Below are 14,280 nucleotides of genomic sequence, written 5' to 3'. Positions count from 1 at the left end.
AGTGAAGCCTCATCATCTATCGCTTTTCCTCTACTTGATTTTATAAGTCCTGCATAAACTGCGGAAAATTCTGTTTCTCCACCATTTCCAAAAACTCGTCTCCCAAGCGCTGGCTTTCTGCTACCGACTGATTCCACATCTGAATTCGCTGTTTCTGGTCCAGCCCTTTTAAAGTGAAATCTTTACGATCCGGCAAGCGACCGAGCGGTAGGGACGCTAAATACTCGGCAGAAGGGGAAAGCAATAAGGTGCGTGCCTGATTTTCCGGATTGGCCTTGCGTTTTTTCAACATCTTGTCAAACCAGCCCGGAGTAATGCTGTCGCTAAAATGCGGATACAGCACAATGCCTTGGCTCTGAAACGGCAGGTCAAGGTGATAGTCAATTAACCCTCCATCACGGTAACTGCCTTTCGGGGCATCGGGAATATCGCGGATGGCTGCCATCACGCCGGGAATAGAAGCGGAAGCCATTAGCCAGGAGGTAACATTGCTGAGATTTAGGGGCTGATAATGCGTGGTAAATTCATCATTGACTTTAAATTGTGTTCCCATCTCCGGCTGGCTGATCACCCGTTGCATAAACAGACGGTTGTGTTTGCGTGCCAAAGCATTGCTGCTGATGATTCCGGCCACCGATGCCATTAACGGCAGGGATTTGTCACTCTGGAAAATGTGCTGGGCTTTGACCGAGATGACGGTCAGGTGATAGTCGGGATGCTCAACCAGTTGCTGTTCTTTGCCTTGCACCAGATTGAGCAGCATGTCGCGACAAATCTTACCGACTTCCTGACGAGACATTTTTTTATGGAAATACAGGTTGGTATAAAGCTCTGCAAGGCGCTCCGTCCCTTCTTTTGCGCCCCAGGCCGTAATACTGGCAAAACGCCAGCTGCCAATGGATGAGCCAATCAAGGTTCTGCGCTGTGGTGCTTGTGCCAGGAAATTGCCAAAAATGGCTTGATCGAGGCCTTGAATGCCTATGCCTTTGGGACCACCTGCAGCACCGGGAACAATATCGACAAAATTTGCCTGCAAGCCTTCTTTTTCAATCAGTTGACGTGCCAATTTGCCAGCACGGATATTTAATGAAGCAGGGCGTTTATGCAAGATTTGCGTCATGGCTTCTCATTAAAATATACAAATGTCTACTCATTTTAAGCGAAAACCAAGTGATCCCAATGGCGAGAAGTGTCCAAAGGTGACTTTGGAGTCATATAGGCAATAAAAAAGCCTGAAGGGCTCAGGCTTTTTTTGAGGCTTAGAAGGCGCGGTATTGAATGCCAATAGAAGCCAATCCATAGCGTTTGTCTAAACGGGAAGCAGTGACCCCATTATATAAGAAGGGTACATAGCCAATTAAGTTATTTTGGAAAATCTGACCTTGCAGGTAAGCTGTCAGTTTCGGTGTAAAGTCATAACTGAACTTGGCACCAATAGTATGATTGTCTTTAATCGCCTGGTTGCCAAAATTAGCAACACGGTCATCGATATTGTCGCGCCACAGGCGTTGGTAGTGATAGGCAAGCTGACTTTCAAATTGTTTATAGCGCCAGTTCCATGACCCGCCTAGACCTGCATAATAAGCGTCATAGTTAAGATCTTTTTGGACATCAAGATCAAATCGATCAGTATAGTTTCCAATATCAATATCCCGTACGATTAGACCGTCAATCAGGCAGCGACCAATGGGTGTTCCGGTTAACTGATTATTCGAGTCAATATTGATATTGGCCTTACAATCGCGTCCATTGCCGGTCAAATGAACCATCAAGTCCAATTCATCCACTTTGACTTTGCTATATCCTAAAGAACCAAATAAATTCACTTGATTCATAAAGTCAATTTTATGGGTATAAATAGTATCTAGCTGAATTTGAGTGTCACGAGGATTGGAAACAACGACCTCATTAATTGTACGGCCATTCACATTGGTAGGGGAGGTTTTTGCTAGCTCATCGGCTTGATTGCCCCAGAGAGACAGTTTAAAAGCAAGATTAGATCGATCGGTCGAAAGACTTTCCGGAAAGTAGGTAATGCCTAAGGCTCCAGAATGTAACTTATTGGTATCTTCTCTGAACTCAATTTCTCGACGCCAATAGCTAGCACTGATAGACCATTCAGGATGAAATTGATATTGGGCACTTATATGTGCACCGATATAATCTCCTGCGTCTCCTTGAACACCTTCGCTTTCTCGTAAATCTAAAAAGTCGACAGTATCGTTAACCAAATCCAGACTTGCATTGGTCGTAAGCTTATTTTTAGCAGGCGTGGCTTGTAAAAACAAATCATCGGGTGCGGCATAAGTATGAGAAATAATGAATGCTGCAGAAATAAAAAGTAATGATTGATTTTTCAACTTGAATTACCCAATAGGAAGTGAGAGAAAAGCCAGTGATGATCACTGGCTTTTTTAATTATGATTATTGGATGACAAAGTAGCCTGTAGAAGTAAATCCACTAAAGACAGTTGCAGCTTTATTTGGAAGACCAAATGTACCCAGGTTCAACCCTAAGGTTGCAGAGACTGGATAAGTAGTTGGAGCTACAAAAACAGATACCTCAGCGTTTACCTGGTTGCTTGAGACGATCAAGTTTTTATAATTATTATACGGCTGACTTAAAATCGGGAAAGCTGCGACCAGATCTGTTAGGGCAATTGAATCACCTAGGAATTCTGTATCTTCCGCAACTTCAAATGAGCCTTTCGGTGCATTTGCTAGCGTAGTTTCAATTTCAATAATAGTGCCTGCAGGGATAATGATTTTGTTAATAGCAGTAGTATTATCAAACGAAACATTTACCTCGCTAATATACGCGGTCAAGGTTTCAGGCTGGCCATTTTGACCAATTGCAGCAGTAGTCTGGAAGCCTAATTTAATAAAATCTGTACCTGTAGCTGCTTTATTTAAATTGAATTTCACTTGTGCTAATGAATCAATTGCATTCTTATCCACTGATAGACGTGCATCACTTCGAGAATTAATAATGTCTTGAATATTTTTATTTGCAATGCTCAGTCCACTATAGCTGGCAGATGCAATGTTATCCTGAATTTCACCAATAATGGTAGAGTCGCCAGTTAAATAATCTTCTAACTTAGCATTTTCAGCTGAAGTCAGAGCAGTATTGATAATGGTAGTAACAGCTTCTACGTTGGTTTGACTTGCAGTTAAAGCTTGTTGAACATTGGTGTCGGTTGTAGATGCTATAGCAGCGGTGAACACAGCTGTTACTACACTAGAATTCACACCTGAGTCAGTAAGAAGTGGTGCTGTCGAAGAAGCGGTTTGAATAGCTTGTGCAGCTTGCTCAATTTTTAAACCTGAATTTTCAAGTTGAGTGAAAATTTGTTGTAATACAAATACTGCTGCCTTTTGTTCATTTGTACCTTCTGCAATTGGGTCAAATGTCGTTACATCTTCATTTAGCTTAAAGCCTAAATTGCTGAGAACTCGAGAAAAATCTGCTGCTGGAAGTTCTGCTTGCAAAGTAGTCAAAGGGCTTGCAACAATTTCAGTGGTTGATGCTGCTTGATAGTTATTAGACTTAACTTTTAATTGACCTTGGAATGGAAGTTGAGTCACTGTATCAATACCGCCGGTAATGATAAAACCTGTTTCCTGACAGTTTTCTGTTGTGTTGAAAGTAAATTTACCGTTTTCATCTGTTTTCAGATCTGGATAGGCTTCTTGACAAGCAAGGTTAGTAAAATCAACATCTGCGCCAGCCACATAAAAATCCACAGCTGTACCAGAAACAGTTTTCGGCGCAAAAGGTGCTTCAGAACTCCCACCACCACCGCCCCCACCACAAGCCGCTAATAATGAAGTTGCAATTGCTAATGTTGTTAGTTTAAAAGTCTGATTGAACATAGTATTCCCTAAAGCCTAAGTTTTAGTTATGAGTGATGCTTAACTTTATAACAAAAAAATGGTTAAAAAATAAGTGAAAAAAACATCTAAATTGAACTAAATGCAACAAATCATTATAAATAATAATTGAATAATCACTTTAGATATTATGAAAAAATCAGCCCATCATAAACGGGCTGATATTATTTTTGAATAGGGAATCTTATTTCGCAATTCGCCAGACAGCCAGCAAACTCGCAAGCATGATCAAAATAATAGACACATACCATGGTGCAATAATCGCAATTGATAACAAAATTGCCATAAGGCTACCAAAAATCCAGCTGCGTTTTTGCTGATGTTCCATCTGCAGACGCATGCTTTGCAGTTCATGCAATTGTTTGGAATGCCAGGCGGACTGGTTTTTTAAACCATTCAGGCTGTCAATCACTAGACTTGGCAAATCCTGTGCACCCAGCAGAAGGTCTGGAATCTGCTGGCCGATTTCCTTCATATTTTTGACTGGATTCATGTTGGCCTTGATCCAGTCAGTTAAAATCGGTTTTGCCAGTTTCCAGATATCAAGATCCGGGTAGAGGTCGGTACCCAAACCTTCTACATGCACCAGTGTTTTCAGCAATAACATCAGCTGTGGAGGAATTTCCAGATGGAAACGGCGGGCGATATCCATCACCTGAATCAGAATGCCGGCGAAATCCAGCTCGCTCATCGGTTTTGATACCATTGGACCTACGGTGCGACGCATTTCACGTGCCAGGGCATCCTGGTCGGTACCCGGTGGAATCCAGCCAGCTTGATGCACAATCTGTATCAGCTGCATAAAGTTGCTGTTCATGACCGCAAGTAACATGCGTGCGACGGTCATCTGGTCATGCTTGGAGAGCTCTCCCATGATCGCGCAGTCCAGCGCAATAAAGCGCGGATTGGCCGGGTTGATGGTTTCGACAAATACGTTACCCGGATGCATGTCGGCATGGAAAAAGTTGTCACGGAACACCTGGGTGAAGAAAATGGTCAGGCCTTTTTCCGCCAGATCCGCACGATTCATGCCCATCTGGTCAAAAGTCGCCGTATCGGAAATCGGAACCCCCGTGATGCGTTCAGCCACCATCACATCTTTGCTGTCCATGTAGACTTCAGGCACATACATCATGCTTGAGCCGGTGAAATAATGGCGCATACGACGGGTGTTGTCGGCTTCCAGGGTCAAATCCAGTTCATTCAGAATGATCTGGCGATAGTCCTGAATAATCTCCGATAAATGCAGGGCACGTGCGGCTTCCAGGCGTTTTTCCAGCGCTGCACCCAGCCATTCCAGAATTTCAAAATCTTGCAGAATTTGAGTGCGAATGTCGGGACGCGTAACTTTTACCACCACTTCGCGACCATCATGCAGGGCAGCAGTATGGACTTGCGCAATCGAGGCAGCGGCCAGCGGTTGGGCATCGAAACGGGCAAACAGCGTATTGACATCGGCTTTTAGCGATTGCTGAATTCGTGTTTTAGCCACATTGCTGTCAAAGGGTTTGACCCGGTCTTGCAATAAGACCAGCTGCTGTAAAACTTCAGGTGGCATCAGGTCGCGGCGGGTTGAAAGCAGCTGTCCCAATTTAATCGCCAGCGGCCCCATTTCTTCCAGAGCTTCTTTCAGCTTGAGCGGATTTTTACGTTCACGGCTTGACCATGCCGCAGGGTGCATGCGAATAAAATTTAAAGCATGACGGGCTTTTTCCGGTAATTCTTCCGCAGGAAACAACGTGTCGAGTCTATAGTGCGCGGCGATGCGCCAAAGTTCGAGTAAACGTGAAACGTGCGGAATCATAAATCTAATTACCTAATCTTGAGGTGAAGCAGGAGGTGTATCTAAAGCATCAATCTGTGCCTGAAGCTGTTGAATTTTGGCTTCAGCACGGTCTAAATTTTGATTGAAAATTCGGGTATCTTGTTGCAGATCATCCATTTGCCAACGTGCAGCAAATAAGCCTGTATCTTCTTTTAACGCATCTTCAGCAAAGAATAAATAACTTTCTAAAGAACGTTTTAAATGTTTCGGTGCCAGCTGGATTTTGCCCAGTTCATGGGCAAGGGCAGGGCCAACCCACGGACTTAAATGCGAAGCCAAATCCGGTTCAGCCTGTTGCATGATACGTTGGATTTCCTGTAATAACTTGTAGTCCCCTTGCAGCGGAATATTGCCGACTTCATCTGAAACCAGCAGTTTCAGCAGTTCAACGACATTGCCGACTTGTAAAGTCGCAGTGGCTTCAGAAATCTGTGAGCTGTTGGCTTCATAAGGCCGCTGTTCAAAAATCGAAGTAGCTTCAGTATGTCCAGTGGCTGTTGGCTCTAGGCGAACCTTGCCATCATCAAAGAATACATCTACAGAAAGCTGCGGTGAGGCAATCACCACACGCAGCATTTTGCCAGCCAATGCATTTAACTGGATACGGGTAATCACATCCAGATCAATGAAATGGTGAATCACACGTTCAACGGCACCCAGTGCCAGAATTGACCACATGAATGGGAACCTTAAAGTTTAAAACCACGGTGAACGGCAACGATACCACCCGTCAGGTTGTGGTAATCACAGTTCTGGAAGCCGGCATTTTCCATCATTCCTTTAAGCGTACGCTGGTCAGGATGCATACGGATGGATTCGGCCAAGTATTTGTAACTTTCAGAATCGTTGGCAATAATTTTACCCATGATCGGTAAAGCTGTGAACGAATACAGGTCATACAGTTTAGAAAATGGCTCGAATACAGGTTTAGAGAATTCAAGCACCAATAAACGGCCACCTGGCTTAAGTACACGATACATGGCAGCCAGCGCAGCATCTTTATCGGTCACGTTACGTAAACCGAAACTGATCGTCACCAGGTCAAAACTGTTGTCTGCAAATGGCTCCAGTGTTTCAGCATTGGCCAAAACGAAGTCCACATTGGTACAGCCGGCATCAATTAAGCGGTCACGGCCGACATTCAGCATCGATTCATTGATGTCTGAAAGAACCACATGGCCGGTCGGTCCGACTTCACGGCTAAAGACTTTGGCCAGGTCACCAGTACCGCCGGCAATATCGAGTACGTGCTGACCACGGCGTACGCCTGACATATTAATGGCAAAGCGTTTCCATAAACGGTGAATACCGAAGGACATCAGGTCATTCATGATGTCGTATTTGCTGGCAACCGAGTGGAATACTTCAGCGACTTTCTGGGCTTTATCTTCACTGCTGACAGTCTGGTAACCGAAGTGGGTGGTCGGACCGACATTCCCGGTATTGGCGCCACGCGGCAGATTGTATTTGGGTACTGAACCGGTCACTGGCGTATCGGTCAACTGTTGTTGTAAAGATTGTTGCTGACCTTGGGCAGTGCCTTGCGGAAGAGGCTCAGTTAAGAAAGGACTCACTTTGTCTGTATTTTGTGCCAGCTCAGAGGCAGAGGTAGGCGTTTGCTTTTCGTTAGACATTAGAGTCACTCCTAACATAAAAATAGGGTTAATGTTGCAGTGCTTGCATGATGACAGATTCTAGGACGTTGTACAGCAATCAGCATGCAATTGTTATGAATAATATACAGAAATCTGCTCTGTATTTTTTATTCACTGCTCAATTTGTTATTTCCATCACAACATAATTGACTAAAACGGGTGAGGATCGCCGGCATGAACTTTATGGATAATCTGACGTTCAACCGCGGTAAAATCCTTCACGAATTTCTCAGCTGACTTTAACGGTTTCATGGCCAAAAAGCCATCCTGCATAAATTCATACATAATGTCGAAATTATATTTGCTGGCTGCACCTTTACACATTTTAAATGCCGTCTGAACCATAAAAGAGCGCATGTACTTATCCAGGCTAAAACCCAGCTGGTCGAGTAAATCCAGCTGTCTTAAACGGGATTGCCCCTGATCAAGTTTAAGATAAGTCAAACGCATCATTTCATCGTTTAAAGTTTCGTGCGGATGATAATCTTCAAGGAGCTGCATCGCCACCTGTTCATCCAGCTGCACCGCCAAAATGGCCAAAGATACGCCTGATGTGCCTGTTTTCACTGCATTTTCAGGAATCAGCTTTTCAGCCTTGTGCGCATATTTCATCAAACGGGCAATCTGCTCAGCCAGTGCATCAAAATCCGGACCGCCATACAGACGGTTCAGGAAATACTCCGCCATCAACACATTCTGCTTTTCAGCAAACTGTTTGCTATGGGTGGCCTGCATGCGCTGTTTTTGCCAGGCCTGTACATCTTGCAGACGCCGAAAAATCTCAGGGTTTTGATGATAATTCAATTGATAATACAACTCTAAAAGATCATCTAATGCAGCCAGTTTAGACATGCTGTGTCTCTATTATTTTTTAGATGGCTAAATATTAGAGCGAGACGGACAAAGTCGCTATGACAAACAGCCAGAAAAATGATTTAAATTAAGTCAGTTTGCTAGAAAATGCAGCAATTATGAGCAACATAAACACTATGTGTTCAAATTCAGCCTTGGATTATGCTTGAATAGACTGAGATTTAGAATAAAGGACGGGGAACAGATGACACTGAAAAAAACAACAAATCCGCTGCTGGATGAAGATGAGCTTTCCCTGAATCTGATTGAAGCCCAATACCTGCTAAGAAATACTCGGGGTCAGAATAATGCCAAAAGTGTGCTGGTGCTGGTCAATGGCATCGAGCTGGCTGGAAAGGGCGAGGCAGTGAAGCAGCTGCGTGAATGGGTCGATCCGCGTTATTTGCTGGTCAAGGCCGATGCAGCCAACATGTTCAACAATCAACAGACCTACTGGCAGCCGTATGCAAATTCTATTCCTGCCGAAGGCCAGCTCATGGTGTTATTTGGCAACTGGTATAGCGATTTGCTGGCCACGGCTTTGCATGTGTCCAAGCCTCTGGATGAATCGCAGTTTGATGCTTATATTGCCGATATGCAGGCCTTTGAGCAGGACTTAAAAAATAATCATGTCGATGTGGTAAAAGTCTGGTTTGACCTGTCCTGGAAGTCCTTGCAGAAGCGAATGGATAACCTGGATCCCCATGAAGTGCGCTGGCATAAATTACATGGTCTGGACTGGCGTAATAAAAAGCAGTACGACAGTTTGCAAAAGCTCAGCCAGCGTTTTATCAAGGATTGGAACATCATTGATTGTGAGGATGAAAAAGCCCGTAATCAACAATTTGCACAGATCATTTTGGCGGCGATGAAAAACTGTCCAGAGCATGTGAGCGAAGTGAAAAGCAAATGGAAACCGGCGGCTGTTCCAGAGCTGCTTTTGCATCCTGAAAATCAGCCCACGACCAAGGAAGACTATAAAAAAGAACTGAAAGAACTGTCGGTAAAAGTAGCCGAGGCGCTACGTTTTGATGACCGCAAAGCCATTATTGTATTTGAAGGCATGGATGCGGCAGGAAAGGGTGGAGCCATTAAACGGCTGGTGAAAAACCTGGATCCGCGTGAATATGATATTCACAGTATTGCAGCCCCAGAACGGTATGAGAAGCGCCATCCGTATTTATGGCGTTTCTGGACCAAGTTGCAGACCAATGAAGACATCCGGATTTTTGACCGTTCCTGGTATGGGCGGGTGCTGGTAGAGCGAGTAGAAGGGCTGATCAGCGAGCATGCGTGGCAGCGGGCTTATGAGGAAATTAACCGTTTTGAAAAGGATCTGGTCAATAGTCAAACCGTGGTGATCAAATTCTGGCTGGCGATTAGCAAGGACGAACAGGCCACCCGTTTTAAAGCCCGTGAAGAGACGCCAAACAAGCGCTTTAAAATCACTCCGGAGGATTGGCGCAATCGGGAAAAATGGGATGCTTATTTGGATGCAGCCGCCGACATGTTTGAACGTACCAGCACCGATTATGCACCGTGGCATATTATTGCCAACGATGACAAAAATACCGCACGCTTAGAAATATTAAGAGCCATTTTAAAACAGCTGAGAGCCAATTAGGCTCTCAGCTGCAGGATGAATTTTTTATGAAATCGAGAGGGGGATTAACTCGCCATCTGGGCTTGCTGTTTTTGTTGAATGCCTTTGGCAATTTTGTAACAGTCTTCTACATGAGCGCCTGCGACTTTTTTCATCACAATATAGCCTAAACTTGCAGCCACAATCTGACCGCCCAGAGGAATAAATTTGGTCACCTGTTTGGTGATGACCTTGGCTACCACATTGTTGAGGGATTTTTTGACTGCGGTACGCGCCACCACCAGGCCGGAAAATTCTACCCCACGTTTACGCAGTTCCTGCCAGTGCACTTGTTTGGTTTTGGGATCATAGACACTGATTTGTTCCGGAGCCAAACCAAAACGTGCATTCACTTCCGGAATGAGTTGTGACAAAATTCCGACATCGATGACCACATCCAGAAATGGAACCGGAATGACGGCTGCTCCTGCAGAGCAGTAAGCACGTTTTTTGACAAGTTCTAGGCATTCTGCCCGAATGCTTTCCAAGTTTAAATTAGGGTCGATTGTGTCTGGAGTTTTGTCTGTTTTCATCATGTAAATACCTTAAATTTCGTGTTATTTGTTCTATTCAACCATCATTAAGGTGTGAATTTCAAAGCATTTTTAAATTCAGCATCCACCTAAAAGTGACATAGACAGATGCCATTGTATAGTAAATAATCTTTATGCTTTTGTAGGCGTTTCATTTTTAAAAAATATTGGGGTAATTCAATAATGGCCATTCATGTGATTCAAAGTCAGCGTATTGATGTGCTGGTGCACGCCATGCTGACGACCGTGAATAAGCCTGCCACCACGCCTTTTCAGGTGCTGCAAACCCAACATTTTATTGTGCCTTCGCATGCGGTTGAAGCCTGGCTGACCCAGAAACTGGCCGAACAAAAAGGCATCAGTGCCAATACACAGTTTCATCACCGGATTCGCGGTTTCCAGTGGTCCGCCTATCAATGGGTACTGGTCGATCAAAAAGAACAGGTACGTAAAGCCAATATTCCGCGAATTATTATCAAGTGGCGCGTGTTTCAGGCGCTGAAAGCCTTTATCCAGAGTGAACAGAATCCTTTACAACTCGATCATCCTTTGCATTCCATCGTCCAGCGCATTTATGACAGCGCTGACCGCCTGGAACAGGGCATCGAAAAACAGCTGAAAAAGCAGGGCATGCTGTATTGGGTGGCAGAGCAGGTTTCGCGCCTATTTAGCCATTACATGGAATATCGCGGACATTGCCATAAAAACTGTCCCGCGCAGATGTGCAGCTGTCCAACTAACTGGTTGCAGGCTTGGGGACAAAATAAGGAACTTCCAATTGAGGACATGTTCTTTAAAACCAATAGCGACATTTCTGAATTTACCCTGAATCAGGCCCGTGAACTGGAAGCCTGGCAGCGCTGGTTGTGGCAGGAAGTGTTTCATCAGGACTTTGAACAGATGCAAAGTATTGATGCCATGTTCTGGGAGGTTCTGGATAATCCCGAGACACGCAAGGCGGCACTCAAAAGATTGCCGCAACAGCTGGTGATTTTTACCTTGCTGGATTTGCCTCCCATGCAGCTGGCGTTTTTACGCCGTCTGGGACAGTATCTTGATATCTATATTTTGCACTATAACCCGTCACAGGAATATTGGGCCGACAGTGTCGATCCGAACTGGAAAGCACGCTATGACCTGCGGGTAAAAGAGCGCTTTATTGCGAAAAATCCTAAGGCCAGTGATGCCGATATTGAACAGTTTTTCCAGGAATTTACCTTAAATTTCAATGCAGAACAGCGTGAGTCGCGTCATCCTTTATTGACCCGTTTTGGCAAGCAGGCGCGTGACCATTTCTCCCTATTATCAAACTTGTCGTCGGGGGAAGATGGGGTCTGGGCAGATGCCTTTGTGGATGAGTATAAGGAAAATTTACTGGGGAAAATCCAGTCCGATATCTTGTATCTGGTGGAGCCGGAGCAGCATCAATATGTACTGGATGAACAGGATGATTCCATTCAGATTCATGTCTGCCATTCCAGCTTGCGCCAACTGGAAGTTTTAAAAGAACAGCTGATTCACTGGCTGGCACAGGGCACGAAAGATGCACCGCGTCGACCAAGTGATATTCTGGTCCTCAGTCCAAGTCTAAGCGAGCTGGAACCGCTGATCCGCAGCGTATTTGCCCCGCCGCCGAGTGAACGCGACTTGATTCAGCAAAAAGCGGGCAGTAGTCATCAACTGTCCAAGGATAGCGTGTACCTGCCGATTCAAATTGCCGGTGTGGCACAATTGGATGCCTTGAATGCCTGGCGAGCGGTACTGGGCCGGATTGAATTGATTCAGGGACGTTTCAGCATTGAAGATTTTGCCGACTGGCTGAGCCTGAATGCGACCCAGCAGTGCTATGGCTTAGAGGTCAATGCCATTGAACGCATCACGGAATTGCTGGTTGCTGCCGGCTTTAAACGTGGACTGGATGCGCAGCATTTAAAGCGTAGCCTGTGTGAAGGTGATGAAGATTATCGTTTCAGTTTTAAATTTGCGCTGGACCGCCTGGCCTTGGGGATTGCCATTCCTGAGCATCGCCTGTTTCAGGGCACGCTGAGTTTTGCCCAGGTTCTGCCCAGCGATTTTGAGCTGATTGGCAAGCTGATCCAGATTTATCAGGATTTTGATGCACGCCGGGACTGGATGATTGCGCATGAGCAAGGCCAAAATGTAGCAGTGGAGCAATGGCTCAAGCGCCTGATGCAGGATATTGCCGAGTTTGAAGAAAGCGGTGTCGAGTCTTTATCGACCGTGTATAAAATCATCAAAAAACAGGAACGGATGCTGACCCTGGCCAGTTTCTATGATGAGCACGATCATCATGCCTTGCGCAGTTTAAGTTTGCCTCTGCCTTATTTACTGGCAGAAATTAACAACACCCTGGAAATGCAGCTGGACCATGCCGAACCGACCGGGCAGATTACCTTTAGCCAGATCGGACAGATTCGCCCTGTGCCATATAAACTGATTGTGATACTTGGACTGGACAGCGGCAAGTTTCCCAATCGTAGCCAGCATTTGCCTTTTGATTTGATGGATTTGCTGAAGCCCCAGCTCGGCGACCGTTCGCGTCTGGAAGATGATCAGGGCGCATTTTTAGACCATCTGCTGCTGGCTCAGGACAACCTGTGGCTGTTTTATAACGGCTTTGACATTAACGATGGAGAAGTGCTTGATCCCTCCACCGTGGTGCAGGAACTGGTGCAGCATCTGGCTTTTATCGTTCAGGGCAAACAAGCGGACAACCAAACTGATGCCACTGTAGAGATCAATGGTGTGGAAGTGCCAGAGCAACTACGCTCGCTGTATCATGTGCATCCTTTATTGCCTTTTGATCCGGTCGGATTTGAATCGGCCCGACCGGTGCGATATCAGGACCAGTGGTTCTGTGTGGCGGGACAGATTCGGCATGCCAGCGGACAGCGTTCGTCATGGGTGAATACGCCTTATCAGCATCTGCAGCAGGATGTCTTGGTGCTGGACAGTCATCAGTGGATTCAGGACGTCACTTTCCCGGCACGTTTATATTTAAAAACCTTGGGTGTGGAAAACCTGCGTCCTGAAGATCTGCCTGCCGTACAGGAACCCTTGTTGCTGGATGGTTTGGGGCGTTATGCCGTACGTCAGTTCCTGCAAAAACAGCAGGGTACGGCACAGCCTGAGTTGCTGATGGATCAGCTGCCGATAGGCAAACTGCAACAAAGCAGCTGGCAAATGAGTGTGGTTGAACAGCAGCGTTTAAAAGACCGCTTGCTGAAATATGCCCCTGAAGTGACCCCGACCACACAGCAAGTGTGGAAGGTGAATGATCATGTGTATATGAACATTCATTTACCGAAAAACAGTGCAGAAAAATGGGTCAGTCTGGATGCTTCAAGCGCGCGTGCCAAGCGCCGTGCCAAAGTCTGGCTGGAATATCTGCTCTGGCTAGCCTATCTGAATTTAGGGGAGGGTGGTGAAAAACTGGCGCGGATTGTGGTGTTTAGTGACCGGACCATTTTATGTCATGGCGTGACCTCGAATAAAGCGCGTGAGTGGCTGGATCACTGGCTGGCCGCCTGGAAATATGGGCAGAGCCAGCCGTTGGTGTTGCCAGCCGCCTTGCTGCTGAAAATTGCTGAAAAAGATAAAGAACATGACTGGCAGCCGAATGAACACAACCAGATGTGCATTGACGATATGGATGTGATCTATAAAGACTGGCATGAAGATGGCAAGTTTAGCGGCTTTTCGGTGACGGATAACGAAGCCACCCAAATGCACCGCGACTGGCAGTTTATTTTACAGGAACAGGATGCCACCGCCTTGCTGGAAGATGCCTGCGCACAATTTTCCTATCAGCTTTATCAACCGGTGTTTATGCATCAACAGGCCATTAAAGAATAAAAA

The 14,280-nt window shown here is 45.6% G+C and carries 10 protein-coding genes; 2 read left to right on the top strand and 8 right to left on the bottom strand.

Annotated features, from left to right (window positions below):
- Positions 1 to 40 precede the first annotated feature (40 nt).
- The 7 genes from E0H88_RS02160 to E0H88_RS02130 all read right to left on the bottom strand — a co-directional run bounded on the left by E0H88_RS02160 (position 41) and on the right by E0H88_RS02130 (position 8,226).
- Complete coding sequence (locus E0H88_RS02160) at positions 41 to 1,120, bottom strand: patatin-like phospholipase domain-containing protein (protein WP_131272950.1); 1,080 nt, start codon at positions 1,118 to 1,120, stop codon at positions 41 to 43.
- 139 nt (positions 1,121 to 1,259) lie between these two features.
- Positions 1,260 to 2,231, bottom strand: coding sequence for a hypothetical protein (locus E0H88_RS02155; protein WP_252151966.1), 972 nt, complete (start codon positions 2,229 to 2,231; stop codon positions 1,260 to 1,262).
- Between the two features lie 193 nt (positions 2,232 to 2,424).
- Entirely contained in the window at positions 2,425 to 3,876 is a 1,452-nt protein-coding gene (locus E0H88_RS02150; protein WP_131272948.1) for a hypothetical protein, read from the bottom strand.
- A gap of 202 nt (positions 3,877 to 4,078) precedes the next feature.
- Positions 4,079 to 5,698, bottom strand: a complete 1,620-nt coding sequence (locus E0H88_RS02145; RefSeq protein WP_131272947.1) for an ABC1 kinase family protein — start codon at positions 5,696 to 5,698, stop codon at positions 4,079 to 4,081.
- Between the two features lie 12 nt (positions 5,699 to 5,710).
- Positions 5,711 to 6,397: a ubiquinone biosynthesis accessory factor UbiJ gene (locus tag E0H88_RS02140; protein ID WP_131272946.1), complete on the bottom strand. Its 687-nt coding sequence runs from the start codon at positions 6,395 to 6,397 to the stop codon at positions 5,711 to 5,713.
- Between the two features lie 11 nt (positions 6,398 to 6,408).
- Complete coding sequence (gene ubiE / locus E0H88_RS02135) at positions 6,409 to 7,353, bottom strand: bifunctional demethylmenaquinone methyltransferase/2-methoxy-6-polyprenyl-1,4-benzoquinol methylase UbiE (protein WP_092819155.1); 945 nt, start codon at positions 7,351 to 7,353, stop codon at positions 6,409 to 6,411.
- A gap of 171 nt (positions 7,354 to 7,524) precedes the next feature.
- Positions 7,525 to 8,226, bottom strand: a complete 702-nt coding sequence (locus E0H88_RS02130) for a DUF8198 family protein (protein WP_092819154.1) — start codon at positions 8,224 to 8,226, stop codon at positions 7,525 to 7,527.
- Positions 8,227 to 8,431: 205 nt separating this feature from the next.
- Here E0H88_RS02130 and pap point away from each other — a divergent pair, with 205 nt between their 5' ends.
- On the top strand, positions 8,432 to 9,850 hold the full coding sequence (pap, locus tag E0H88_RS02125) for a polyphosphate:AMP phosphotransferase (RefSeq protein ID WP_092819153.1): 1,419 nt from the start codon (positions 8,432 to 8,434) through the stop codon (positions 9,848 to 9,850).
- A 44-nt stretch (positions 9,851 to 9,894) separates the two neighbouring features.
- Here the strand turns inward: pap and E0H88_RS02120 are convergent, their stop codons facing one another.
- Positions 9,895 to 10,401 carry a hypothetical protein gene (locus E0H88_RS02120; protein ID WP_092819152.1) on the bottom strand — a complete coding sequence of 169 codons (507 nt, stop codon included), beginning with the start codon at positions 10,399 to 10,401 and terminating at the stop codon, positions 9,895 to 9,897.
- Between the two features lie 183 nt (positions 10,402 to 10,584).
- Here E0H88_RS02120 and E0H88_RS02115 point away from each other — a divergent pair, with 183 nt between their 5' ends.
- Positions 10,585 to 14,277 carry an exodeoxyribonuclease V subunit gamma gene (locus E0H88_RS02115; protein ID WP_131272945.1) on the top strand — a complete coding sequence of 1,231 codons (3,693 nt, stop codon included), beginning with the start codon at positions 10,585 to 10,587 and terminating at the stop codon, positions 14,275 to 14,277.
- Positions 14,278 to 14,280 lie beyond the last annotated feature (3 nt).

It is taken from the genome of Acinetobacter sp. ANC 4216, assembly GCF_004331195.1.
GTDB lineage: Bacteria > Pseudomonadota > Gammaproteobacteria > Pseudomonadales > Moraxellaceae > Acinetobacter > Acinetobacter kookii.
The sequence above is the reverse complement of the archived record's forward strand: the minus strand, read 5'-3'. Positions and strand labels throughout refer to the sequence as shown.